Here is a 26122-nt window from a genome sequence, read left to right on the forward strand (position 1 = left end):
TAGAAATGTAATCAACCAAATGATGAACACATCAACCTCACCAGCAACCAGTTAAGCCGTGGTCTGTTACTTTTCGGCCCGTCCCATAAACCGACGCTCTTCCACATTGATCTTGATTTTATCGCCGGTGGAAATGTGCTCTGGCACCTGCACCACCAAACCGGTGGATAATGTGGCAGGCTTGGTTCTTGAGGTCGCGGAGGCACCTTTTACTGAAGGGTCGGTTTCGGTAATTTCCAGCTCAACACTGGTGGGCAGATCCAGCGCCACCGGTACTTCATTCACAACCAGCACCTGAATGCCCGGCGTCTCTTCATTGATAAACAGAATTTCATCGGCGATGGAATCCTTGTTCAGGTTGTAGGGGGTGTAATCCTCCTGATCCATAAACACGTATTCCTCACCGTCGATGTAGGAAAACATAGCCGGGCGACGAATCAGATCCGCAAGGTTGAGCATTTCGCTGTCCTTGAAGGTTTCGTCTATTTTGTTACCCGTCACCACATCGTACATGCGCATGCGATAGAGACTGCCGCCCGCACGTCCCTGAGGAACGGAGCGCTCAATGTCTCTGACGATGTAGGTATTGCCGTTGTAGTCAATGGCTGCATTTTTTTTGATTTCACTTGCTTTAGGCATTTTTTATATCCTGATATTCACTGAACTGGAACACGAAAAACAACAAAGAACTATGCGTTTCTCTGACGCACAGCTTCAAACAAACACACGCCGGTGGCCACCGAGACGTTCAAACTGCTCACTTCACCGGCCATGGGAATATTCACCAGACCGTCACAACATTCACGGGTCAGGCGACGCATACCCGGTCCCTCGGCCCCCATCACCAAGGCCATGGGACCTTTAAAATCCTGCTGATAAACTGACTGCGGCGCTTCACCGGCGGTACCGATCAACCACACCCCCAACTCCTGCAACTTGCGCAGGCAACGCGCCAGGTTGGTCACAGGGATATAGGGCAGCACTTCGGCCGCACCACAAGATACCTTGCGCGCGGTCGGCGTCAAGCTGGCGGAATTATCTTTTGGAGCAATCACCGCGTGCACACCCGCCGCCTCGGCAGTGCGCAAACAGGCGCCCAAATTGTGAGGGTCAGTCACGCCATCCAGCACCAGCAGGAACGGGTCCTGCTTCAAACCTTCGAGCATTTGATAGAGGAACTTCTCATCGTGCAGTTCACCGGGAAAACTCATGGCAACCACACCCTGGTGATTGCCATCGACCAGTTTGTCCAGCTCTTTGCGGCTGGCCTGACGCACTTTAATATCGGCGCTGGCAGCCGCAGCCAGCACTTTTTGCAGGCGCTGGTCATGACGTCCCTGCAACACCAGAACTTCATTCACTCGCTGAGGGGCACTTTTTAATAAAGCCTGCACCGCGTGCAGACCGAATACCGTTTCTAACTTTGCCACTGTAGATCTCACTTTACACAGTAGTTATCGAACACCCGGGTTAACTCAGCTTTATTCTGAGCGCAAACAGAAAAACCACTTCCGGAGAAGTGGCTTTCAGTTTTCCTGCCAATCCAAACCAGTATCAGATCAGCGTTTTTTGCCACCGGATTTCTTTGGCGCCGCTTTTGACGCTTTGGCCTTTCGCACCTGTTTGCCCTTGCTGGGCTTGGCCGCAGATTTCTTCGCCGGAGCTTTTCCTGCAGGCGCCTTACCCGGAGACCGGCCAGACGTTTTTTTTGCGGCTCCTGAACTTCTCGATGACCCGGACTTACCGCGACCACCACCGGATTTACGCTTGCCCGGCGCGTCATCACTCTGGGCCAGCTTGCGCATATTGCCTTTGGTATCCACCGGTCTCGGGGCGTTTTTACCGCGCTTCGCAGAAGACCCTTTGCGGGAACTGGCATTGAAGGCCACCATTTCGAGATCGACTTTGCGATCATCCAGATTGACCGAGGCGACTTTCACCGTCAGTTCATCCCCCAGACGGAACACCTGACGGGTACGCTCGCCAACCAGACGATGCTGAGCGGCTTCAAAATGGTAGTAGTCGTGCGGCAGATTGGTGATGTGCACCAACCCTTCAACGTACAGATCTTTCAATTCCACAAACAAACCGAAGCCCGTTACGCCGACAACCACACCGATATATTCTTCACCGACATGGTCCTGCAGATACTCACACTTCAGCCAGCTGGTAACATCGCGGGTTGCCTCATCGGCACGGCGCTCTGTCAGAGAACTGCGCTCCCCCATCGCCAGCATATCGGCCATGTTGTAGGGATAGATTTTGTCCTTGGGAATCGGCGTCGCACCATCGGCGCGCTTGACCTGCTTGGTTTCCACATTGGAACGCACAATATGACGCAAGGCGCGGTGAACCAACAAATCAGGATAGCGACGAATCGGAGAGGTAAAGTGCGCATAGGCCGTATAGGCAAGCCCAAAGTGGCCCTTGTTGTCAGGCTGGTACATGGCCTGACTCAGGCTGCGCAGCATGACGGTTTGAATCAGATTGGAATCACTGCGTCCCTCGATTGATTTCAGCAGTTCCTGATAGTTGCCCGGCTCCGGCTGATCACCCGATCCCGGCAGACTCAGACCCAGCTCGCCGAGAAACTCGCGCAGGTTTTCCAGTTTTTCTTCACGCGGTCCTTCGTGCACACGATACAAGCCCGGCAGTTCGTGCTTTTCCAGAAAACGCGCCGCGCAGACATTGGCTGCCAGCATGCATTCTTCAATCAGCTTGTGGGCATCGTTGCGCACCACGGGAACGATCTGCTCGATCTTGCGGTTTTCGTCGAACAGGATTCGGGTTTCTACGGTTTCAAAATCAATCGCACCACGGGCAGTTCGCGCCACACGCAGAGTCTGATAAAGGCCATGCAAACACAAAATCTGTTCCAACACCGGGGCTACCGGATTATCTGCCGGCAATGCTTTGGCTTTCGCCTTGAAACCCAGTTTGTTTAAGATTTTCCGGCCTACACCCACTTTTTCCGGTTTCACAACCGCCAGCGCCTCGCCCACCTGGGTATAGGTCAAACGAGCGTGGGAGTGAATAATCGCCTCGTAAAACTGATATCCACTGACCCGGCCGCTTCCGGCCACGGTCATTTCACACACCATCGCCAGGCGATCGACGTGAGGATTCAGGGAACAGAGACCATTGGACAAAGCTTCCGGCAGCATAGGAACAACAAAGTCCGGAAAATAAACGGACGTTCCACGCTCCTGCGCTTCGCGATCCAGCGCACTGCCGATTTTCACATAGTGGGAAACGTCCGCGATGGCAACGTAGAGACGCCAGCCACCGGACTTTTTGGGTTCACAGTAAACGGCATCGTCAAAGTCGCGGGCGTCTTCACCGTCGATGGTAACAAACGGCAACTTGCGAAGATCAATACGATGGCGTTTGTCTGCCTCATCGACTTCGACAGGCAGGCTTCGGGCTTCCGCCTGCACATCACTGGGCCACAAATGCGGAATACCGTGGGAGCGAATCGCCACGTCGATTTCCATGCCCGGCGCCATATGATCGCCCAACACTTCCAGAATCCGGCCTGCAGGCGGGTTTTTACGCCCGGGCTGCTGGGTGACTTCCACCACCACAAACTGACCTCGCTTGGCTTTGCCCACATCTTCCGGTGCGATCAACAGATCGTGAGAAAGTCGGGGGTTATCAGGACGGACAAAATAGATGCCACTTTCACTGAAAAAGCGTCCCACCACCTGATGGGTGTTGTGAGACAGCACTTCGACAATGCTGCCCTCGCGGCGGCCTTTGACATCGCGGCCCGTCTCTCGTACCAACACCTCGTCGCCATCAAAAATGCGACGCATTTCTTTAAAACTCAGATACAGATCGTCACCGCCTTCGGCGGGGATTACAAAACCAAAGCCATCTTTATGGCCCTGTACACGACCGCGAATCAAATCCAGTTTGTTAATGACACCATAACCCTGCTTGCGATTGCTCAGCAGCTGACCGTCACGGGACATGGCAATAAGGCGGCGGCGCAGCGCCTCGATGGAATCTTCATCTTCCAATCCGAGCACGTCGCACAGAGCCTCGTGGGTCATGGGGCCTTTGGCTTGCTCTAGGATTTCGGTGATGTATTCCCGACTGGGGATGGGGTTGTCGTACTTTTCGGCCTCGCGGGCCAGATTGGGATCTACGGGGACCCCTGTTTGTTTACTCAAGTAGTATTTCCTGTAATAAATCGCTTAAATGCGGTATTTGCCCGTTGACTATACCGGAAAACCTTCTGCTTCGCCGGTATATTCGTCGCAAACACCCTGTTTACGGGCATTACAGCCAGTATAGACGCTGAATTCACAAAATTTTACTGAATCTCGCTTCGGCCATACGCCATTTCAGCCTGACCGTTCCTTCTCTATATCATCCCAAGATGACCGTTTGCCAGCCAGAACCTCCGAATAACCGAACATGTCAAACTGATGACTGGCAGGAACATAGACCTGAAAACCGGCAAAATTCAAATGCAGGAGGCCAAACCGCGCTCGCTGATGGACAAGGATTTCCGGGCATTTATCGTTAACGATGAATTTAACGGATGGCTCGGACGCCGAGGACGCGGCACAGGCCCTGTCGCGTTTTATTGCCATGATTCATGAAGTGTTTAAGATTTTTTTGAAGAATGGTCACTACGACACCTACGTCGCCGAGCAATACCAAATCGATGCAGACTCATTTTGGTAATGCTAACTGTCTGCCCCAAACTCGGCCCGATTTCGACCGGCCTCCTTGGCTTTATAGAGCAGCCGATCGACCCGTTCGATGAATTCGACAGGCTCAATGGTGCGGTCTGCGATCACCGTATCAACCCCCATACTGACGGTTACATACGAGCTCACTGACGAGTGCTCGTGAGGAATTTGCGCTTGTGCAATGGATGTCAGACATCGCTCCGCCACTCTCCTGGCCGACCTGGCATCCGTCTCCGGCAGAATAAAAACAAATTCCTCACCGCCGTAACGGGCAAAGAAGTCTTTAAAACGCGTTGCCGCTTGCGACAGGATCTCCGCCACCTGTTTCAGGCACTCATCGCCTTGTATGTGACCGTAATGATCGTTGTACTGCTTGAAGTAATCAATATCCAGCACGATGAGTGACAGTGGCTGGCGGCTGCGGGTGGCGTGAGTCCATTCGATATCGAGGATACTATCGAACATACGACGATTGGCAATGCCAGTGAGACTGTCCTTGAACGACAGTTCCTCCAGCTTTTGTTTCATCTCTATCAGCTGCTGTTCGGTTTTCTTGCGCTCGCTGATATCGAACATAAAGCCAATCAAGGCTTCAACTTCACCGTCCTTGCGCACGACATGCACCACATCCCGAATCCAGACGTAGTCGCCATCTCGGGTTAATGCGCGGTAATCCGCCTCGTGATCAATCCCCTCCTGGGATTGAGACACGCAGAAATTGACCACAAACTCCCGGTCTTCGGGGTGCATCCGATCCGCCCAGTCATCGACACTGACCCAGCTCTCCGGACTCCAGCCCAGCAGTTCTTCAATTTGCGGACCAATATAGGAAAACCTCATGGTTTTCCAGTCTATCCGCCAGGGAATCGCCCTGGTGGACTCCAGAAGAGTTTTATAAACATCACTGTCAGTTTCTGAATCGTTGAACCGGGTCAAAGATACATCCTCTTAAAAAAGTACTGACAAGCTCCAAGTCGTCTACAGCAAATGATTCCCGGGCTGTATCAATCCTGAGCCAGACGCGCGTAACGTCCACGTGAGAAGACCAAAGGCGGCTTACCGGCATCGGAAAAATCCAGTACCCGCCCGACCAGAATAACATGGTCGCCGCCCTCGTATTGATGCTCGATCTGGCACTGCATTACTGCCGCACAACCGGCGATCACCGGCGCACCCTTGATGCCCTCTTCAAACTGAACACCATCAAACTTGTCGCCGCCACTGCGGGCAAAGTTGCCGGACAGCGCTTCCTGATCTTCTGCCAGGACATGAACATTCCAGTATTTTGCATCCATCAGAGCCTGAAAGCTGGTGGACTCCTTGCCAATACTCCACAAGATCAAAGCCGGATCCAGAGATACTGAGTTGAAGCTGCTGGCGGTTACCCCACACAAACTGCCGTCTTCCCCTTTTGTCGTGACTACAGTGACACCCGTGGGGAATGAGCCCAGCATATTGCGAAACTCAAATGGATCTATGTTTGACATTATTCTCTCAACTCTCTGTGAAATTTCTAGATTACATGCTTATTATCAGATGTGTTGGCTGCAACGCCAGAGGACTCCCGCCACACCAGACGGATTCCGGCACTGAGTAAATGAAGGGCTGAACAACACGGATCGATAAGTCGTCCCATGTTACATGAGTTGCCTTATCCCCGTCAATTAAAGATCTTGCCAGAGACTTTATGACTCATTCTCCATTGTTCGGTCACTACAACGTAACAGGCCTGTTACCCGCCAACTTGTCACTTCTTAACTCAGAAATGTAACCCGATTACCCACAAAAAAGGCCGAAAAAACGACTTAAGCCCCCACTGTTGACACCCCGAAGGCGGGTATGTGATAAAGAGCCCCAAGAAACGAGAGACAAGCGCCAAGCCGGCCCACAGACGGCAAGCTGGCCAGATTAAACCTAATAAATAACAGCCCCATAGCAATAATAATTGAGGCGACAACTATGATTATAACCAAACTGGTAGCCAGTACCTCCGCCGCACTGCTGCTGACAAGTGCCGCGGTATTTGTCCAGCCAGGCCATGACGCCGGGCAAGACAAGCAATTTGCCCATGCAGCGCACAGCAAAGTGTTTCACAGTAACTTTGCCACCATGACCGAGTCTGAAAGAGCTGCTTATATTCGCCAGCAATTGGCCACAGCGAACGCACGCTTCCCATAAGCACTGACTGCTCTGTCCATATTTTCAAAAGGCCGCTCCAACGAGCGGTCTTTTTTGTGGGCCCGGACACCCCAATCCAGTCATCCACGAGACCACACGTCCTTTCCGACGCCGCTCGTTGCATCGCTTCTACCTTCTGACTACTCTTAGACTTCTGAAATCGACGTTGACTGCGACAAGCAAAGACTCAAACCCTCAGGAGCACTTCATGAGCGACCCCACCTACACGCCCCCCAAGGTCTGGACCTGGGACAAGGAAAACGGCGGCGCGTTTTCGAACATCAATCGCCCCATTGCCGGCCCCACCCACGAGAAAGAACTGCCACGTGGCAAACACCCCATGCAGCTCTACTCGCTGGGCACCCCCAACGGAATTAAAGTGACGGTGATGCTCGAAGAGTTACTCGCCCTGGGGTTTGAAGGCGCAGAATACGATGCATTTCTGATCAACATTGGAGAGGGCGAGCAGTTCAGCAGCGGCTTTGTCGACATCAACCCCAACTCCAAGATTCCAGCCCTGCTCGATTGCAGCACAGAACCCCCGACACGGGTCTTTGAATCCGGTTCGATTCTGCTCTATCTGGCTGAGAAGTTTGATGCCTTCATCCCAACCGACCCCGCCAGGAGGACCGAGTGCCTGTCATGGCTCTTCTGGCAAATGGGCAGCGTGCCGTTTCTGGGAGGCGGGTTTGGCCACTTCTATGCCTACGCACCAGAGAAATTCGAATACCCGATCAACCGCTACACCATGGAAGTGAAACGCCAGCTGGATGTTCTGGATCGCCAACTGGCCAATCATCGCTATGTGGCAGGGGATGAATACACCATCGCCGACATCGCTATCTGGCCCTGGTATGGCTCACTGGTAAAGAACAAAGTCTATGAAGCGGCTGAGTTTCTGGAAGCTCACACCTACACCAACATCCTGCGCTGGACCGATGAGATAGCCCAGCGACCTGCGGTGAAACGCGGTCGCAAAGTCAATCGCACCACAGGCAGACCGGAAGATCAGCTTCGGGAACGACACGACGCCAGCGATTTCGACACCAAAACCCAGGACAAACTGGAAACCGCGGGCGAATAAATCCCTGCCCAGACAAAAAAGCCTGAGGCTGGCTCAGGCTTTTTTGGAGTTCGAAAGATCGTCTGTTTTAAACCGCAGACGTCAGGCTATCCTCTTGGCCACTGTCGTCCTGGCTCCTGGTCTTGCTGTAGTCCCGACCAATCAACAGATACACCGCTGGCAACACATACAGAGTAAACGCCGTACCAATGGTCATTCCCGATGCAATCACCAGCCCCATTGAGAAACGGGATATCGCCCCGGGACCATTAGCCAGCAACAGCGGCACCATGGCCAGCACCAGTGCCGCGGTCGTCATCAACACCGGACGCAAGCGAATGGCGGTTGCCGACTCGATGGCTTCGCGCTTGCTCTGTCCTTCCATCTGCAACTTGTTGGCGAACTCCACAATCAGAATGCCGTGTTTGGAAATCACACCAATCAATGTGAGCAGACCAATCTGGGTGTAGATATTCAGTGTTGCACCGGGCGCCTGGAACATGCCGAAAACATTCAGCACTAGCAGCGCACCACTGATGGATAACGGCACGGTCATCAACATGATGAACGGGTCGCGGAATGACTCAAACTGCGCCGACAACACCAGATAGATGATGATCAGTGCGAAGAAGAAAGTGACCACCAGGGCAGACCCTTCCGTCTTGTACTGACGGGCCTCCCCGGCGTAATCCACCGAGTAGCCCTTGGGCATCAGCTCATCCGCAGCCTGTTCCAACACCGCCAGAGCATCACCCATGGCCACTCCCGGACGTTGCACGGCCCCAATGGTGACACTGTTGAGCTGCTGGAAACGACCCAGAACCTGCGGCTGAACCGATTGCTGCAGCGTGACAACGGTAGACAGAGGAACCAGTTCACCGGATTGAGTCCGGGTGTAATAGTTTTCCAACTGATCGGGGGTCAGACGATCCGACCGGCGTACCTGTGGAATCACTTTGTAGGAGCGATTCTCCAGCGAGAAGCGATTCACATAGCCACCGGACAGCATGGCCGAGAGATCGCCTGACAACTGAGCCATATCAATCCCCAGCTGTGAGGCCTTTTCTCTGTCGATCATAATTTCCGTGCGCGGTTTATCGATCTTCACATCCGTATTGAGAAAGATAAATTTCTTGCTCTCGCGAGCTTTCATCAACACCTTATCCGCCACTTCTTTCACAACCTCTGACGGCGCCGTGCTGAGAATGGCAAATTCAATAGGCATCCCGGAGCCACCGGAGGGTAATGCCGGGGGAACCATCGCAGCCACCTGCAAGCCACCGACATTTGAAAACCGGGGAGTAATAACCTCGTTTAACACCTCCTCGATGGATTGCTCACGCTTGCCCCAGGGTTCAAAAATAAAGCCACCAAATGCTCCGTTATTGGCTCCGGGGGCCGTCAGGCTAATGCCATTAAACTGAAAATCGTTGGCAATGGCATCGCTGGCTTGATTAATGTTCCAGGATTCCTGTGTATAACGCTCCATATACTCCAGAGTCACCCCCGGATCAGCCTCGGCCATATAGAAGACCATACCGATGTCTTCTTTGGGGGCCAGCTCACTGGGTGACATGACAAACAGGAAATAACACGACAGCAAAATAATGACGCCGAAGATCGACATGCCCACGCGCTGATCGAGCATGGTGTGCAGGTCTTTCTGATAGCGACTCTGCAGTTTCTCAAACTGACGATCCAGCCAGCCTTCGAGCCCCTTGGCCTCTTCACCCGTGTGACCTTTGAGCATTTTTGCACACATCATCGGTGACAAGGTCAGCGCGATAACCCCGGAGATCAGAACCGCGCCGGCCAGAGTAAAGGCAAACTCAACAAACAACACACCGGTAATGCCGCCCAAAAAGCCAATCGGCAGGTACACAGCCACCAACGTGGTGGTCATCGCAACCACGGGCCAGGCCAACTCACGCGCCCCCTTGATTGCCGCTGCGTAGGGCGTCATTCCCTCCTCGATATGACGGTGAATGTTCTCCAGTACGATGATGGCATCATCCACCACGATTCCAATGGCCAGGACCATCGCCAACAGGGTCAACAGGTTCAAAGAGAACCCCAGCACCAGCATCAACAACAGAGCCCCCACCAGTGAGAGCGGTACCGCAACCGCCGGGATCAACACGGAACGCATGGAACCCAGGAACAGGAAAATCACCACGATGACAATCACCACGGCTTCCACAATGGTCTGCTTCACTTCGCTGATGGCATCCCGAATATAGACCGAGCTGTCGTAGCTGAAGTTTGCATACAAACCTTCCGGCAACTGGGGAACAACCTCGTCATCCCACACCCGGCGCAACTCCGCCAGAACCTCAATGGCATTGGCGTCCGGCGTCAGATAAATCGCAAAGAATGTGGCCTTCTGACCATTAAAGCGTGCCGAGGTGTTGTAACTCTCTGCCCCCAGCTCCACATCCGCCACATCTTCCAAACGAATGATCGACCCCTTCTCTGCCCGCACAATCAATCGCTTGAACTGATCAATATCGCGCAAGTCTGTATCGGCCTTCAAATCAATGGATGTCATCTGACCTTTAGTGGCACCTACGGCAGACAGTACGTTGTTGGCTCTCAGGGCATTGCTGATATCCGAAGCTGTAAGGTTGAACGCGCGCATTCGTTCCGGCTTCAGCCACGCTCGCACGGCAAAGGTCCGGCCACCGTGAATTTCAGCCCGCTGCACACCACCGACGGTGGCCAGACGGGGCTCCACTTCACGGATCAGGTAATCGGTAATCTGATTGGTATTCAGGGCGTCGCTGTAAAACGACAGGTACGCATGGGCGGCTGAATCGCCCACCTGTAATTCAATCACCGAGTTTTCTGCCGACGCCGGCAGTTCACCCCGCAGCTTATTGACCTTGGCAATCACCTTGGTCAACACCTTGTCCGGATCGGCATCCAGTTTCACCTGCGCACTGACCGTGGACAGCCCCGCAACACTGGACGACGTCATGTAGTCGATGCCATCTACAGTGGCGACCTGACGCTCAACCGGCGTAGTAATAAACCCCTGAACCAGATCGGCATCCGCCCCGACATAGGCCGTGCTGACATTGACCACCGCATTTTGCAGCTCGGGGTACTGGCGAACGTTCAACTCGGTACCGGCACGCAAGCCCAAAAGCAGAATGACCAGACTGACCACCGTGGCCAGCACCGGCTTGTTGATAAAAATATCCGTAAACTTCACAGCAGAATCCTCAACCGTTTTCCGGTGTCGGTGCAATTTCCGCATCAGGCTGCACACTGTTATTAATGCTGACCACGGCTCCGCTATCGAGCTTCAACAGCCCGCTGGTCGCGACCCGCTCACCAACTTCCAGACCGTCTTCGATAGCAATCAGCCCTCCTCGAGCCTGTCCGGTGGTGACAAAACGCTGCTTAACGGTCAACACCGGCTCGCCCTTTTCGTTTTTGTCCCCGGATTCGGTAATCACGTACACGGAGTTGCCATAAGGTTTGAAGCTGATCGCCGTGCGCGGCACCAGCACCACATCGCGCTGCTCACCGACGTCCAGACTGATGCGAGCAAACATGCCCGGGCGCAACCGCTGACTGGCGTTCTGGAAGGTTGCCTGCACCTGAAAGTTACGGGTACCGGCATCAATCACCGGCTCAATCGCCGTGATCTCTCCTTCAAACCTGTCATCCCCAAGGGCATCCATCTGGGCGGTCACCGTCATGCCCACACGCACGTCACTGTAGCGCTGTTCAGGCAAAGTGAAATCGACAAAGATCGGATTCAGTGCCTGCAGACCAATCAATGGATCACCGGCACTGATATAAGCACCTATATTCACCTGGCGGATACCCAGACGTCCGGCATAGGGAGCGCGCAAGGTTTTCTGCTCGATACGGGCTTCCTGAGCCGCTACCCGCGCCCGGGCCTGTTCCAACTGGCTTTGACGCTGATCGTACTCAGACTGGGACACGCTCTTGCGCTGCCACAACTGCTTGATCCGGTCGCGCTCCAATTCGGCCAGACGCTCTGCCGATTGCAGAGTTTTCAACTCGGCGCGGTCTGTGGCGCTGTCGAGAGTGAGGATGATGTCACCGGCCTTCACTTCACTGCCGCTGTCAAAACGAATCGATTCCACAATGCCGCTGACCTGGGTCGACAACTCGGCCCCCTGAACGGCCACAACACTGCCCACCGCTGTCACACTGTCAATCCAGCGATCCCGCTTGGCTTCCGTCGCCGACACGACCACCGGCGGTACCGGCATATTGTCGAGAAAGTCGTTGATCATCCGGTTGAGGAAGAGTTTTCCCCCAATCACACCACCAAAAACCACAATGGCTACAACCAGCAGCCCTAGCATCCTTTTACTCATAGGTTTTCTTCCAGTACCACTATTCACTATCTGTTGGGGAAACTACCGGACAGGTAGCCATCGAAAAATCGGGAAACACCTCTGTCATGATTTGCTCAAGCAGCGCGTTCTGCTGCTCTGGATCATCCAGCGGCTGCAAAGGCTGCCAGCCAAGGCCGTTAAGCAAAGCATGAGTATTGGTGACTAATAATTGGTAAGGGCGCGGAACAGAGTGGGCCTCCAGCAAGCCAGCAGCGCTGACCAGCATGTGCATTCCCTCACTCATGGACCAAAGCCCACTGCACAGTTCACGCTCACTCATGCCGCGAGGATCGACATCCCCACGGGATACCCCCTCTCTGACCACCGACGCCACGGCATCGGCAATGGGGACGGAGGCAAGCAACGCGGCCTCTCTGCGCTCTTCAGACGCAGACATCCACACCGTGTGAGTCGAGACATATTGAGCCAGACGAAAATACTCCGGCTCCTTTTGCGCGAACAGAATATCCGCCAGCAAAATCGCCAGCATTCTGTGGCGGGTGGGGCCCTGCCAGTCGGCAGCGCGACGATAGAGTTCGAGCCGAGACCCCACACTGCGGGTCGCCAGCGCCACCAACAGGTCTTCCTTGGCCGAGAAATGCTGATACAAGGTGCCCACCGAGTATTCACATTCACTGGCCAGTCGCGCCATCTGCAGATTGAGCAGGCCTTCACGCTGGATCATGCTCCAGGCACGATCCAGAAAAATCTGCTCCCGCTCAGCCAGCTGACGCTTTTTACGATCCTGAACACTGCCCATGCTGGCTAATTTCCATCCGATTCCACTGACCCACCCCTTTCGACCGCACACAAAGCGGCCAGTCTTTTTACAGGTCGCCAATTATGAATCAGATTCAAAAAACGTCAATGGTTCAATTTGTGAAGATAAATCAAGAAGGATTGGGACAAGCAGGAAGTCAAAGTGTTTTCGCCCGCAGAATACGGCTGGCGAGCCTTTACAGATCATTCCCTTGCGTTAATAACTCTCTGACCGGTCTGATTTCGACACTGCCATAGCGCGCCGGGGGGATTTTCTCGGCCAGTAGAAGCACCTCTTCCTGACTTTCCGCCTCCAGCATATAGAACCCCGCCAGCTGCTCTTTGGTTTCCGCAAAAGGACCATCTGTGGCTGTCGCACGACCATTTCGCACCCTTAAGGTGGTCGCGGTATCGGTGCTCTGCAAGGGAGCGCCATCGACAAAATGCCCGCTCTGAGTGAGCCCGTCGACACAGGCAATACACTCATTGTTGAGCGCATCCCATTCGTCCTGGGTCATATTTTTCATAATGTTTTCGTCATAGTAGACAAGGCACAGGTATTTCATTGGATCTCCTTAAACACATTCATTCCGGGCGCTCCAAAGGATCAGTCCCGATCCGGGGCACCAAGCGGGAACAGCGGGCGATAGGGGCGCGCATCTTCAATGCACCGCCTGACCGATGGCCGCGCCATTAATTGCGCTCGATACGCGCGCAAGGCGGTGTGGGATTCGGGGATTTCACACACCCAGTCGGCGTAAAATAACGAGGGTGCTGCGGCACAATCCGCCAGGCTGAAGACACTGCCGCAGGCGAAGTCCCGCCCTCTCAATTCTTCTTCCAGCCAGGAATATGACTTGAGCAAAAAAACTTTGGAGTCCTCAACCGTTTTGCGATCTCTCTGATCCGGCGGGCGCAACGCATCATCCACCACGCGCTGCGTAGGCGTCATCACATAGAGATCGAAAAAGCGGTCTAGGGTGCGCACGCTGAGCGCCGACAGCTCATCAGACGGAATAAACGACACCTTGCCGGGATGATAGGTTTGCAAATACTCAATAATGATGGAGGATTCAAAAACCGCCCGGCCACCATCCAGCAACAAAGGGAATTTCTCCAGCGGTGAGCGCGACTGCAGCGTGGCAGTATTTTCCGGATGGTTCGGACCCACTTCTTTGAAGGTAAATACCGTCGCGTTTTCATACAACGGAATCAAGACTTTCCAGGTATACGCTGAAAAAGGATGCCCATACAACTCAAGTTCACTCTCCGTCATGAGCGCCCCCCGACCAGAGCGAACCGGGCTCCCTGGGGATCAATCCCATTAATCGTAAAGTCCCCTCCGGGAATCTCATCCGGTCCCTCTGTCACCTGACCACCATTGTTCTGAATGGCCTGCACCGCCTCATCAATATCCGCCACGCGAAAATAGTAATTCCATCGCGGGGGAGCGCCCTTCTCGGGGTTGGTCATCATGGCACCGATTACGCCTCCGTGACGCAAAAAATCATAGGATCCCATAGGCCCCATATCCATTTCACCGTCTTTGCTCCAGTGAAACTGTTCGCTGTAGAAAGCAAACGCCGCATTCTGATCCGATGTACGCAGCTCATTCCAGGCACAGTGCCCGAGGCGGGGCTTATCGTAGGCAAACGCCAGACTGGCTTCCTCACTGATGCCATGCATCACATAAAACGGCACTCCCTGAGGGTCTGTGACCATCGCAATCCGTCCCACATCGGGAATGTCAGTGGGCGGCATCTGTATCTGCCCGCCGGTGGCTGTGATGGCTTTCAGACGAACATCCACATCATTAACATGTATGTAACCCAGCCAGACAGGACTGGCACCGCTGGCGACCATATCATTGGTCAATTGCATCATGCCCCCCACGTACAATCCCGGCTCGTCGGCGGGCATGCCAAAATAGCGGTAATCCATATCGGGCAACAGACTGTCCTCAACCTGCCAACCAATCACCCGACCGTAAAATGAACGTGCTCCCTCGATATTATTGGTGAGCAGCTCGTACCAAACAAAATCTCCGTGTTTATCACTCATGACATTCTCCTGACCGCATTTACTGCTCCAGATGTACCACTGGCTCAAAGCCTCCAAACACCATGCGCATACCGTCAAAAGGCATGGGATTCTTCTCCGGATTGACGCGCGGGTCCGTGCTCATCAGTGTCTGCATTTTCTCCATCGCCTTATCACGAGTATCCTTGTCGGGCCACTCGACCCATGAGAACACCACGGTCTCATCATCTTTTGCCTTTACCGCACGGCGGAAGTCAGTAATCTTGCCGTCGGGCACATCCTCACCCCAGCACTCCACTGCCCTAAGCGCGCCCAACTCCATAAACAAAGCCTGATTGGCAGCCTTGGCATGCTCAACAAACTCGCTTTTGTTGGCACTGGGAACCGCCACCACAAAACCATCGACATAACTCATTGCTGTCTCTCCTTTTGAATCCATGAGCGTTAGCCCATGATGATTAAGCTGATAGAGCAATTTGCTCACTGAGTAGTCGTCCCCCAACACACAGAATCGACACCCCTTCTGCCCTTTTTAATTATTTATGCTTCCACAAACCGCAGGGCATAGACCGGTGGCAGGTAATTGGAAATCAAAGCCCAGTTGCTGCCGCCATTGTCACTGATCCACAGATTGCCTGTAGTAGTAGCCATCGCCAGCGTGTCGCCGGAGGCATCCACCACCAGACCGTGGCGATACACCAGATCGTAACTCTCCTGTTCCGGCAACCCCCGGTTGAGACGAGCAAACGACTCACCCCCATCATCCGTGCGTGTCACCACCAGCTTGCCGTCCACGGGATAGCGAAACTCGTCTTTGATGGCGGGGACAAACCAGGCCCGACGTGACTGCTGCGGGTGCACCGCCACGGCAAAGCCAAACGAGGAGGGCTCGGCAGTCACCTCTCGCCAAGTCGTACAGTGATCTTCGGTTTTGAAAATACCGTTGTGATGCTGCACCCAGAAACAGTCCGGATCGCCAGCACACTGCACCAGACGATGAGGGTCCTGTATCGCCGGATTCTCCTGCTGCTCCGGCGGCATGTACGCAGCTTTCATACCGCGTGTCTTCACTTGCCAGCTGACGCCCCCATCCCGGGTTTGCCAAATGCCCCCGCAGGAAATGCCCAGCGTCAACCAGTCCGGATTGCGCGGGTCGATGCAAATGGAATGAATGCCCGGCGCATCGTAGCCTCCGCCAAACCACTCACTGCGACTGGGATCAGTCCACAGCGCCTTATTGAGTTGCCAGCTGTCACCCCAGTCCCGGCTGACAAACAAACCGCCAGGGATGGTGCCCGCCCACAGCCTGCCTTTCGCATCGGCTTCCAGACTCCAGATCAATTCCAGGCTGGCGCCATCTGCCTCGCCCTCAGTGACGGGATACACCGGTACAGCTACCTCCTGCCAACTCTTGCCATCATCGGTGGAGCGGTGCAGTTTGGTGCCGAAATGCCCCAGATTCAGGGCGGCGAGCATCACGCTCTTACCCTGCCACAGCCCCCGCCAAACCATCGAGACGGGCTCACCGGGAAAAGACCGCTGACAAATTTTCCAATCACCATCCTGTTGCCGAAGGTCAAACAAGCCTTTGCGGGTAGCCACCAATAATCGTTGAGCCATACCGTCCTCCTGTTGCCGTGTTTTTTGAGCGCGTTTACAGCACTAGCCGCCGGACAGCGCCTGCATGATGTACACCTCATCGGAATCCTTCAGTGGATGCTGAAGAGCGCGATCACGCGGCACCAGCTGACCGGCAACAAAGATCGCAACGTGAGGCCGCAGCCGTCGTTGATCATCCAGCAGATAACCCGACAAACGCGGGTATTCGGTTGCCATGACCTGCAACAGGTTTTCCACGGTATCCGCACTGTAGACAGTCGCCTGCTGCGGCCCGACGTCACGTAAACGAGGCGTACAAATCACCGAGGGCATGTCAGGTCTCTCCCTGCTCTTGCAGCTCTTGCAGACGGGCCTGCAAAAATCGTCGTTCGGGCTCCTGCTGGGCCAGATCGTGCGCTCTTTGATACGCGTCTCTGGCCGCAGCATTATTGCCTTGGCGCCGGTAAAGGTCGGCCTGCGCAGCGTACGCAAAATGGTAGTCTGTCAGTTTGCCTCGGGATAAGATATCTGCAATCAAAGACAAGCCGGCCTCGGCGCCATCGCGCATGGCCACCGCCACTGCCCGGTTAAGCTCCACCACCGGAGAAGGATTCACCCGCAGTAAAACATCGTACAGGCCGGTGATTTCAGTCCAGTCGGTTTGCTCCGCACTGGGAGCTTCGGCATGCACCGCGGCAATGGCTGCCTGCAAGACATAGGGGCCAAAGCGACGTGTTCTGAGCGCCTGTATCACCAGCCCACAGCCTTCCACAATCTGCTCCCGGTTCCACAGGCGGCGATCCTGCTGATCGAGCAGGATTAAGTCCCCGCTGGGCGAAGTGCGTGCCTGACGTCGCGCATCGTGCAACAACATCAGTGCCAGCAACCCCATCACCTCGGCGTCCGGCAATAAACTCAGTAATAAACGTCCAATCCGAATCGCCTCTGCCGACAAGTCCGCGCGGATGACAGACTCCCCGGCAGAAGCCGAATAGCCTTCATTAAACACCAGATAAATGACTTGCAGCACCGATTCCAGACGCACCGGCAAATCCTCAGACGTCGGCACTTCATAGGGAATGCACGCGTCGCGGATTTTGCTTTTGGCGCGCACAATCCGTTGAGCCAACGTCGGCGGCGGAATCAGAAAAGCGGCGGCAATTTCTTCTGTGGTCAGACCGCACACCTCGCGCAAGGTCAATGCCGTACGAGCTTCCGCCGACAAGCTGGGGTGACAACAGGTAAAGATCAGCCGCAGACGGTCGTCTTCAATGTCATCGGCGTCTTCAGCAAAAACCTCCGAAGACTGCTGTTCCAGCTCTGTCGCCAACCGCTCGCAGGCGGCATCAAACCGGGTTCGTTTGCGCAGGCGATCGATGGCTTTAAAACGACCGGCAGACACCAGCCAGGCGCGCGGATTATCTGGCAGGCCGTCTTTAGACCACTGGCTCAGTGCCGCCGTAAAGGCATCGTGCAAGGCCTCTTCGGCCAGTTCGAAATTGCCATTCAGCAAACGAATCAACGTGGCCAGTACGCGACGGGATTCGCGCCGGTAAACGCCATCAATGGTTTGTTGAAACATCCTGGCATTCATAAGCACGGACCGCAGAATCTCGATGTGTATTGATGAGGATGGTACTGCTCTACAGTGTACCCCTGACCGGGCGGATCTCAACACAGCCGATTCGCGCCAAAGGTATCTCAGACGCCAGATGAATGGCCTCATTCAAATCTCTGGCCGTCACCAGATAAAACCCCACCAGAGGTGAGCCGCCGGAGGAAAAAACACCGTCAGTGACCGACACCTGATGATTGCGCACCATCACCGTGGTCGCGGTATAAGCAGGCGCCAAAGCTTCACCCGCCAGCAGTCGTCCGCTCTCTGCCAACGACTCCGCATAATGCACGCACTCTGTGTCCGCTGGCATATCCGCTGTTCCGGGAAAACGCTCCTCTACACCGTACACCAGACACAGATACTTCATGGGCGGTCTCCTCGATTTTGTGAATACTTACCGAGTAGTCGTTCAGGCAGAGAGAAAATCGACAATCAGTCCAGCGGCAATTCCGTCTTTTTAATCACCTCACGCAGCACAAAGCTGGAATGCACTCCTGTGACACCTTCCAGCCGGGTCAATTGCCCCAGCAGTACCTGTTCGTAGTGCTCCATGTCCCGCACCACTACCCGCAGAAGGAAATCCGCCGACTGGCCGGTAACAATCAGACACTCCAACACTTCCGGCATATCAGTCACAGCCTTTTCGAACGCCTCGAAGCGATCCGGCGTGTGGCGATCCATGGAGATGCCCACCATGGCGGTCAGGTTCAGTCCCAGCGCCTTGGGCTTGAGCAGGGTGACATGGCGATCGATCAGACCGCTCTCTTCCAGGCGCTTGACCCGGCGGGAACAGGGTGTTGGCGACAACCCCACCTTGTCGGCCAACTCCAGATTGCTGATACGCCCGTTGCGCTGCATTTCCTGCAGGATTCTCCTGTCAATCCGATCTAAATTGACGACATTCGTCACGCACCACCTCCTGGATAGTTAATATCACTCACTATAAAGCCATTTATAGTGAATAAATGCAATACCACCTCGTATTAGAATGCAGTTTGCAACCATTCTCTACAGTCAGCGCCGTATAGTATCCACCATCAAAGAGCTTCACAGCGCGGGCAAGTCACCCACAAGGCAGACTTCGCAGCCAGCGGTTCTACCCGAACTGCGACTCGCCTCCACCAGAGGCACCGCAAGCGCTATCCGCGCTTATCCCCGCCGCTCTTTCTGATCCACATTCGTTGAATCAACCGCCATTCAGAGCAAGAGCAGAGAACAGGATATGCAACCGTTCAACCCCAACTTCAATCACAAGAAATACCGTCCCTTTGCGCCAGTTCAGAAGGCTGACCGCCGCTGGCCCAACAAGGTTATTGAAGCCGCACCCGCCTGGTGCAGCGTCGACCTGCGCGATGGTAATCAGGCGCTGATGGAGCCGATGACCCCGAGTCAGAAGTTGGAGATGTTCAAACTGCTGGTTGATGTGGGCTTTAAAGAAATTGAAGTCGGCTTCCCCGCCGCTTCACAGCCGGATTTTGATTTTGTCCGTCAATTGATTGAGGAAGATCTGATTCCGGACGACGTCACCATTCAGGTGTTGACCCAGGCCCGTGAGCCGTTGATTGCACGCAGCTTTGAAGCCTTGCAGGGCGCCCGCAAGGCGATTGTGCACCTGTACAACTCCACCTCCACGGTACAGCGCGAGCAGGTGTTTAAACTGAGCCGTGAAGACATCAAAAACATTGCCATTCAGGGTGCCAAGTGGGTGCGTGACTTTGCCGCACAACAGCCGGACACCCACTGGCAATTCCAGTATTCCCCCGAGAGCTTTACGGGCACTGAAATCGATTACGCGGTGGAAGTGTGTGATGCTGTCACCGAAATCTGGCAGCCAACACCGGACAACAAGGTGATCATTAACTTGCCGGCCACCGTCGAAGTGTCCACGCCGAATGTCTACGCCGATCAGATAGAGACGGTGTGCGATACCATTGCGCGCCGCGACTCCATCATCATCAGTCTGCACACCCACAACGACCGGGGCTGTGGTGTGGCTGCCGCGGAATTAGGCATCCTCGCTGGCGCCGATCGTATTGAAGGCACACTGCTCGGTAACGGCGAGCGCACCGGCAATATGGATGTGGTCACCGCCGCCATGAACCTCTACAGTCAGGGGATTGATCCGGAACTGGATTTGTCCAATATGGATCGCATCATCGCCACGGTCGAGAGCTGCACTCAGCTGTCCGTACATCCGCGCCACGCCTACGCCGGCGAGCTGGTGTTTGCCGCCTTCTCTGGCAGCCATCAGGACGCCATCAACAAATGCATGGCCATTGATGCCGTCAAGCGTGCCGAAGATCCTGAAGCTCACTGGAATGTGGCCTACTTGCCCATCGATCCCCGCGATCTGGGCCGCAACTACCAGCAGGTGATTCGCATCAACAGCCAGTCCGGCAAGGGCGGTATTGCCTATGTGATGGAGCAGGATTACGGCATCCAGATGCCGCGCTGGTTGCAGGTGGATTTCAGTGCTCACGTACAAAAACGCGCCGAAGACAGCGAAAGCGAAGTGGCGCCGGAGCAGATTTTCGATACCTTCAACAGCACCTATCTGCTCAACCAAAACCGTGTGGATACCTACAATCTGAGCCGTTCCCACGAGGCTGACCAACTGAGCGTCGTCATCACCACCGACGCCGGCGACGTCACCATTGACGGCAAGGGCAAGGGCGTACTGGACGCGTTTGTCAGCGGTCTGTCTGACAACACGGGCAGCGATATGGTGCTGATCGATTACAGCGAGCACACCCTCGGCCAGGATGAACAGGCAGAAGCCATTACTTACGTGCAGCTGAGCATCAACGGCAGTCGCTACTGCGCCGCCGGCAAGAGCGAGGACATCGTCGGCGCCTCTCTGCAAGCGGTTCTGAATGCGCTGTCACGCAGTGACGTGAGACTGGCACAAGCCAGCAAACTCGCCGCGGTCTGATCGCAACCGCCCATCCCCTCCTGTCTGTTGTGAGATGAACGACATCGCTGACGACAGACAGGAGGTTCAGATTTCACACATCAGCGTTCGACCCGCCAAAGCCCCAACTCATCACCCTTGCCCCCGACAATTGCCAACCGATCAATAACATCCGTTGATCCCTGTGATTCTGTTGCTATGCTGGCCATAATGGAAACTGCACAGCAACCATTAAACACCGTGTAAAGAATCCGACTGCACGACCCAAAAGGTAAGCGTGAATTTATGGATACAGTAACCGGACAACAGACCGACGCATCCACCCCCGAACTGACACGCTGTGTCGATCAGATTATTGAGTCGGTGGGCAAACACATTGTCCTCGCTTTACCTCTGGGATTAGGCAAAGCCAATCACGTCGCCAATGCCCTGTACCTGCGCGCCAAAGACGATCCCAGCCTCAATCTGCACATTGTGACAGCCTTAACCCTGGAGGCTCCGGCCTCCGGCAACGAGCTCGTGCAACGTTTTTTACAGCCGGTGATTGAGCGGCTATACAGCCACTATCCCGAACTGCTTTACGCCACCGCACGCCGCCAGGGGAATCTGCCAGACAACATTCAGGTATCGGAATTTTTCCTCAATCCCGGCAGCCTGATCGGCAACCAGACAGCGCAGCAACATTATTTGAGCAGCAACTACACTCACGTCTGTCGAGACATTCTCGACCTGGGTGCCAATGTGATTGCGCAGCTGGTAGCCCCCCACCCAGACAACAGCGCTCAGGTCAGCCTGAGCTGCAATCCGGATCTCACCGCAGACCTGATCGATCAAGCGGAAAAAAAAGGACAGAAGATATTCAAGGTTGCACAGGTGAATGCGCAACTGCCTTATATGGGTGGATCCGCAGAACTGCCCCCTGATTTTTTTGATGCAGTTATCAACACCACACCCGACTTTCCGTTATTTCCCACGCCTCTCGCACCGGTTGCGCTGGGCGACTACGCCATTGCCACACACGTCTCGTCACTGATCAAAGACGGAGGCACACTGCAAATTGGTATTGGCTCAGTGGGTGACAGCGTCGCCTATCTGTTGGCACTGCGGCATCATCAGCCTGAACGTTATCAAACCTTGCTGAACAATCTTTCCGGCGAGCGATCAACTTCTCTGCGACCAAACATACCACTGGAAACGGGTCGATTTGATCAGGGACTTTACGCCAACACCGAGATGCTGGTTGAGGGCCTGATCTTCCTGAGACAGCAAGACATTCTCAAACGCACCGTAGCGCCCGGCGGGCATTATTGCCATGCCGGCTTTTATCTGGGCTCGCTGAACTTTTATCAACAACTGCGCGATCTTGATCAGCAATCCCGGGACGGGCTGGATATGTGCCCGGTGAGTTTCACCAATCACCTCTACGGCGACGAAAACCTCAAGCGCACTCAACGCCGTGATGCCCGCTACATCAACAGCGGCATGATGGTGACACTCACCGGCGCCGTGGTTTCCGATGCTCTCCGTGACTATCAGGTTATCGGCGGTGTCGGAGGACAATACAACTTTGTCGCCCAGGCTCAGGAACTTGAGGACGGCCGCTCCGTTATCTGCCTGCACAGCACCCGCACCAAAAATGGAACAACCTCGTCGAACATTGTCTGGGACTATCCACACGCGACCATTCCCAAACATTTGCGGGACATCGTCGTCACCGAGTACGGTGCAGCGGATTTACGCGGGCTGTCAGACCGCGATGTGATTGTTCGGCTTTTGCATATTTCGGATTCACGCTTCCAGAAGGATTTGCTCACCGCCGCCAAGAACGCCGGCAAGCTGGAACCGGATTATCGTATCCCGGAGGCTTTTACGCACAACACGCCCGAGAACATTGCCACATCCTTTGAGCAATCCGAACTCCTGACACATTTCCCTCACTTTCCTCTGGGTTCCGATTTCACCCAGGAAGAGATGCGCCTCTCCGTCGCGCTGGTGGCCATCAAACAAAAAGGCACTGCCATAAAACAACTGCTGCCGATGATACATCTGGGGTGGCGTCATCGAAAAAATGGCCGCAAGCTCTACGCCGCTGAATTGCACAGAATGCAACTGGATCAGGCCCACACACCCAAAACCCTTTTCTTACAGTTACTGGTCATTGGTGCCCTGCACCACACCGAGTCCTCCCGCTCTCTATTGGCGAAACCTGAAGCTTAAACCCGCCTCACCCTGCCTGCACTTGCCGGAACACAGGCGGGTGCTATCCTTTCTGTACCCCTGCCATTCGGCGGGTGGTCGCTCATCATTAACGACCTTTCCATCCACCCATGCATCCTAAACCGCGACAGGGGTAAGAGTGTGAAAAACGTCAGGCACCTGGTTTTGCCGATGTTATTGATAATGGCAGAGACTGCACAAGCCACCGATCAGGTCGCAGGGAAAGAAGTCTTTTATACCAGCCCGAATCAGGTCCGCGAACGTTGTGTCGCCCTGAACCCCATGCCCGGAGCCTCCTACCCTGATAACCAACAGGCTCAGGCCGATGAGATGTGCAGTCTGGATTTCTATGACAGCAATGTTGCACTTTGTCCCAAGCTGGTGAGCACCAGCCCTGGCACCTTTGTCTACGAGCTGTCTAATGGGGCATACCAGGACAAACAACCGACGTTTGAAAAGGAGGTTTGCCCGGAGGGGCACATTGTCACCGACAAGGCGGATGGCCCTCCGGCTGCGTTTAAAATCACCATGAATGGTCGCCAGACCAGCGGCACCTTTTCACCTTCGTCTCTGCTCTACTATCACTTTTCACGATACTTCGATACCGGCATTCATGTCCCTGTCGCCGTGTGGCGCAGTATGGATCGTAAAACCCACGCTCAAAGAGTGACTCACAAAGGCTTGCAGCATTCGGCTGGAAAGTCGTCATTAAAAATGAACCATGCCGCATGGCAACTTCTTGATAAGGCGGAGCAACAACCCGAGTCATACCCTGAAACCAGTGAGCTTTTCACTTCCGATCGCTCACAGATTTACGGGGTGATGCTGCACATCAAAGGCCGACGCTACCATGCCGAAGTCAACAGCTCTCGTCGCTCGGGCTGGGGGGAAGGTCAAAGCCGGGACTTCCAGAAGACCGCACCCTTCCAGGCATTGAGAAGCAGCAAACCTCTTATTGATGCGATCCGGGAGGGGCGCAAGCGTGCCGCAGAAGATCCCGCCCTGAGGAAAGCCATGGCCAACGGCTTTGGCGACGAACAGATGGCCTACTGGATGCAGGACCTGACCGAAATCACGTTGCTGGATTATATCTTCCGACAGCAGGATCGCATTGGCAATATCGATTACGTCAACTACTGGCACTGGGTCGACGGTGATCAGGTGATCTACTCTGAAAACAAACCGGAAAGTATTGATGGCAAGTTACTGAAACTCCGTCGCACCTGGCTCAACGATAACGATGCAGGAGTCAAAAAACTGTATGCCAATTTTACCAAGCGCACCCAAATGCTGGAAAAACTGCGCCACTACAACCCAAAAACCTACATTCGCCTGATGAAACTCGACCAGGATTTAAAGCAGCAGGGGCCACTGTTTGAGTATCTAAAAGAATCCTTTGGACTGACTACGGCTCAATTCAATCGTACCGTGCAGGCCATTCACGACGCAGCGGCCATCATTCGCTCAACCTGTGAAGCAGGAAAACTGCGATTCGATCTGGACCCGGATACTTTTTTCCGCACTGGCAGCGCACCGGAACAAAGACTCTCCTGCGGGGTCGACAATGAGGCATGAACAACACCACAGCGATCCCACATGCTTGTTGCCTTACGCAGTGCTATTGCTGTTTCTTGTTTTCACGCCGCTTATAGATGCAACGGAAACAACTTCAAAGCCTGACGCGCCACTGCGGGTGGCCATTATTTCTGACCTTAACGGCAGTTACGGCTCGACCCACTATTCGCAAGCGATCGATGAAGCCATTCGGGAAATCATTCAACTGAAACCCGATCTGATCATCAATGCCGGGGATATGGTGGCAGGCCAGCGAGTACCACACCTCAGCGAAAAACAGGTTAACGACATGTGGCGGGGCTTTCACCATCACGTCACCGAGCCACTACAGAAAGCAGGACTTCTTATGGCCGTCACACCGGGAAATCACGATGGTTCAGCCTACCCCGGTTTTGAACATGAACGCCGGATTTACGGTGAACAATGGATCAGGCATCGTCCAGCGCTGACATTTGTCGACGACAAACACTACCCCTACTTCTATGCCTTCGAAAAAGACAAGGCTCTGTTTGTAAGTCTGGATGTCACCACAACCGGTGATCTTCCCGAAGTTCAGAAAAGCTGGCTGTATAAACTGCTTGAACTTCATGGCGAGCGCTACAAGCAGCGTATTGTCTTCAGCCACGTGCCCTTATGGCCATTTGCCCAGCGGCGTGAGAATGGCTACAGCGGTGACAGGGAACTGGAGCAACTGCTAAAGGATCACCATGTCGATCTTTATCTCAGCGGACACCACCATACCTTTTACCCCGGCTACAAAGACGGGCTCTATCTTGTGAGCTTGTCTTGCCTCGGCAGTGGCCCGCGCAAGCTTGTTGGCACTCATGCACGCTCGCCGCGATCCGTAAGTTATCTGGAAATTGGAGACGACATCAAACTCGGCGCCAAAATGACACAAGCCCCCGGCGACATGATTGATTGGCAAACACTCCCCAACGCCATTAGCACTCGTGCCGCGACCATTCAACGGGCTGATTTAGTCACGGCTCCCGAACATATAAGTCCACTGACCTCCATGCCTTTAGAACAACTCGACCACTGGCAGTAACCGTCACTTGGATCAGCCTTTACGGCCCCGCT

General features: G+C 54.4%; 24 protein-coding genes. 7 read left to right on the forward strand and 17 right to left on the reverse strand.

Features of this window, described 5'->3' with window-relative positions; all coding sequences use genetic code 11:
* Positions 1-66 precede the first annotated feature (66 nt).
* The 3 genes from efpL to rnr form a co-directional block, all read right to left on the reverse strand.
* Positions 67-639, reverse strand: a complete 573-nt coding sequence (efpL, locus tag KOI40_RS00175) for an elongation factor P-like protein EfpL (protein ID WP_216095416.1) — start codon at positions 637-639, stop codon at positions 67-69.
* 50 nt (positions 640-689) lie between these two features.
* Entirely contained in the window at positions 690-1430 is a 741-nt protein-coding gene (gene rlmB / locus KOI40_RS00180) for a 23S rRNA (guanosine(2251)-2'-O)-methyltransferase RlmB (protein ID WP_216095417.1), read from the reverse strand.
* 129 nt (positions 1431-1559) lie between these two features.
* Entirely contained in the window at positions 1560-4175 is a 2616-nt protein-coding gene (rnr, locus tag KOI40_RS00185) for a ribonuclease R (protein WP_216095418.1), read from the reverse strand.
* 361 nt (positions 4176-4536) lie between these two features.
* Between rnr and KOI40_RS00190 the strand changes: the two genes are divergently transcribed.
* Positions 4537-4695: a hypothetical protein gene (locus tag KOI40_RS00190; RefSeq protein ID WP_216095419.1), complete on the forward strand. Its 159-nt coding sequence runs from the start codon at positions 4537-4539 to the stop codon at positions 4693-4695.
* 2 nt (positions 4696-4697) lie between these two features.
* Here KOI40_RS00190 and KOI40_RS00195 read toward each other — a convergent pair whose 3' ends face one another.
* Both KOI40_RS00195 and KOI40_RS00200 read right to left on the reverse strand, forming a co-directional pair.
* The gene (locus tag KOI40_RS00195) at positions 4698-5639 is read right to left on the reverse strand and encodes a sensor domain-containing diguanylate cyclase (RefSeq protein ID WP_233709851.1); all 942 of its coding nucleotides are present in this window, start codon (positions 5637-5639) and stop codon (positions 4698-4700) included.
* Positions 5640-5707: 68 nt separating this feature from the next.
* Positions 5708-6190, reverse strand: a complete 483-nt coding sequence (locus KOI40_RS00200) for a flavin reductase family protein (protein ID WP_216095420.1) — start codon at positions 6188-6190, stop codon at positions 5708-5710.
* Between the two features lie 472 nt (positions 6191-6662).
* On the opposite strand from KOI40_RS00200, the gene KOI40_RS00205 reads away from it, so the two are divergent.
* Positions 6663-6881, forward strand: coding sequence for a hypothetical protein (locus KOI40_RS00205; protein WP_216095421.1), 219 nt, complete (start codon positions 6663-6665; stop codon positions 6879-6881).
* A 208-nt stretch (positions 6882-7089) separates the two neighbouring features.
* Positions 7090-7965, forward strand: coding sequence for a glutathione-dependent disulfide-bond oxidoreductase (gene yghU, locus KOI40_RS00210; protein WP_216095422.1), 876 nt, complete (start codon positions 7090-7092; stop codon positions 7963-7965).
* Between the two features lie 67 nt (positions 7966-8032).
* On the opposite strand, the gene KOI40_RS00215 is transcribed toward yghU, so the two are convergent.
* The 12 genes from KOI40_RS00215 to KOI40_RS00270 form a co-directional block, all read right to left on the reverse strand.
* Entirely contained in the window at positions 8033-11158 is a 3126-nt protein-coding gene (locus KOI40_RS00215) for an efflux RND transporter permease subunit (protein ID WP_216095423.1), read from the reverse strand.
* Between the two features lie 10 nt (positions 11159-11168).
* Positions 11169-12302, reverse strand: a complete 1134-nt coding sequence (locus tag KOI40_RS00220; RefSeq protein ID WP_216095424.1) for an efflux RND transporter periplasmic adaptor subunit — start codon at positions 12300-12302, stop codon at positions 11169-11171.
* Positions 12303-12321: 19 nt separating this feature from the next.
* On the reverse strand, positions 12322-13083 hold the full coding sequence (locus tag KOI40_RS00225; RefSeq protein ID WP_216095425.1) for a TetR/AcrR family transcriptional regulator: 762 nt from the start codon (positions 13081-13083) through the stop codon (positions 12322-12324).
* Between the two features lie 196 nt (positions 13084-13279).
* Positions 13280-13648, reverse strand: coding sequence for a YciI family protein (locus KOI40_RS00230; RefSeq protein WP_216095426.1), 369 nt, complete (start codon positions 13646-13648; stop codon positions 13280-13282).
* A gap of 41 nt (positions 13649-13689) precedes the next feature.
* Positions 13690-14358 carry a glutathione S-transferase family protein gene (locus KOI40_RS00235; protein WP_216095427.1) on the reverse strand — a complete coding sequence of 223 codons (669 nt, stop codon included), beginning with the start codon at positions 14356-14358 and terminating at the stop codon, positions 13690-13692.
* The gene (locus KOI40_RS00240) at positions 14355-15143 is read right to left on the reverse strand and encodes a VOC family protein (protein WP_216095428.1); all 789 of its coding nucleotides are present in this window, start codon (positions 15141-15143) and stop codon (positions 14355-14357) included. The genes KOI40_RS00235 and KOI40_RS00240 overlap by 4 nt, the downstream gene beginning before the upstream one ends.
* Before the next feature lie 19 nt (positions 15144-15162).
* The gene (locus tag KOI40_RS00245) at positions 15163-15537 is read right to left on the reverse strand and encodes a DUF1428 domain-containing protein (protein WP_216095429.1); all 375 of its coding nucleotides are present in this window, start codon (positions 15535-15537) and stop codon (positions 15163-15165) included.
* Between the two features lie 125 nt (positions 15538-15662).
* Entirely contained in the window at positions 15663-16742 is a 1080-nt protein-coding gene (locus KOI40_RS00250; protein WP_216095430.1) for a WD40/YVTN/BNR-like repeat-containing protein, read from the reverse strand.
* Between the two features lie 42 nt (positions 16743-16784).
* Complete coding sequence (locus tag KOI40_RS00255; RefSeq protein ID WP_216095431.1) at positions 16785-17054, reverse strand: MoaD/ThiS family protein; 270 nt, start codon at positions 17052-17054, stop codon at positions 16785-16787.
* Between the two features lies 1 nt (position 17055).
* Positions 17056-18303: an RNA polymerase sigma factor gene (locus KOI40_RS00260; protein ID WP_233709852.1), complete on the reverse strand. Its 1248-nt coding sequence runs from the start codon at positions 18301-18303 to the stop codon at positions 17056-17058.
* A gap of 61 nt (positions 18304-18364) precedes the next feature.
* A complete protein-coding gene (locus KOI40_RS00265; protein ID WP_216095433.1) occupies positions 18365-18706 on the reverse strand; it encodes a YciI family protein in 342 nt (113 codons plus the stop codon).
* Positions 18707-18771: 65 nt separating this feature from the next.
* On the reverse strand, positions 18772-19248 hold the full coding sequence (locus KOI40_RS00270) for an Lrp/AsnC family transcriptional regulator (protein ID WP_216095434.1): 477 nt from the start codon (positions 19246-19248) through the stop codon (positions 18772-18774).
* 313 nt (positions 19249-19561) lie between these two features.
* Between KOI40_RS00270 and leuA the strand changes: the two genes are divergently transcribed.
* The 4 genes from leuA (at position 19562) to KOI40_RS00290 (ending at position 26090) form a co-directional block, all read left to right on the forward strand.
* Positions 19562-21271, forward strand: coding sequence for a 2-isopropylmalate synthase (leuA, locus tag KOI40_RS00275; RefSeq protein WP_216095435.1), 1710 nt, complete (start codon positions 19562-19564; stop codon positions 21269-21271).
* A gap of 264 nt (positions 21272-21535) precedes the next feature.
* Positions 21536-23467 (forward strand): acetyl-CoA hydrolase/transferase C-terminal domain-containing protein, encoded by a 1932-nt coding sequence (locus KOI40_RS00280; RefSeq protein WP_216095436.1) that lies wholly within the window; start codon positions 21536-21538, stop codon positions 23465-23467.
* Between the two features lie 141 nt (positions 23468-23608).
* Entirely contained in the window at positions 23609-25042 is a 1434-nt protein-coding gene (locus tag KOI40_RS00285; RefSeq protein WP_216095437.1) for a hypothetical protein, read from the forward strand.
* Positions 25032-26090, forward strand: coding sequence for a metallophosphoesterase family protein (locus KOI40_RS00290; protein WP_216095438.1), 1059 nt, complete (start codon positions 25032-25034; stop codon positions 26088-26090). The genes KOI40_RS00285 and KOI40_RS00290 overlap by 11 nt, the downstream gene beginning before the upstream one ends.
* Positions 26091-26122: the final 32 nt, after the last annotated feature.

It is taken from the genome of Pseudomaricurvus albidus (assembly GCF_018863235.1).
GTDB lineage: Bacteria > Pseudomonadota > Gammaproteobacteria > Pseudomonadales > Cellvibrionaceae > Pseudomaricurvus > Pseudomaricurvus albidus.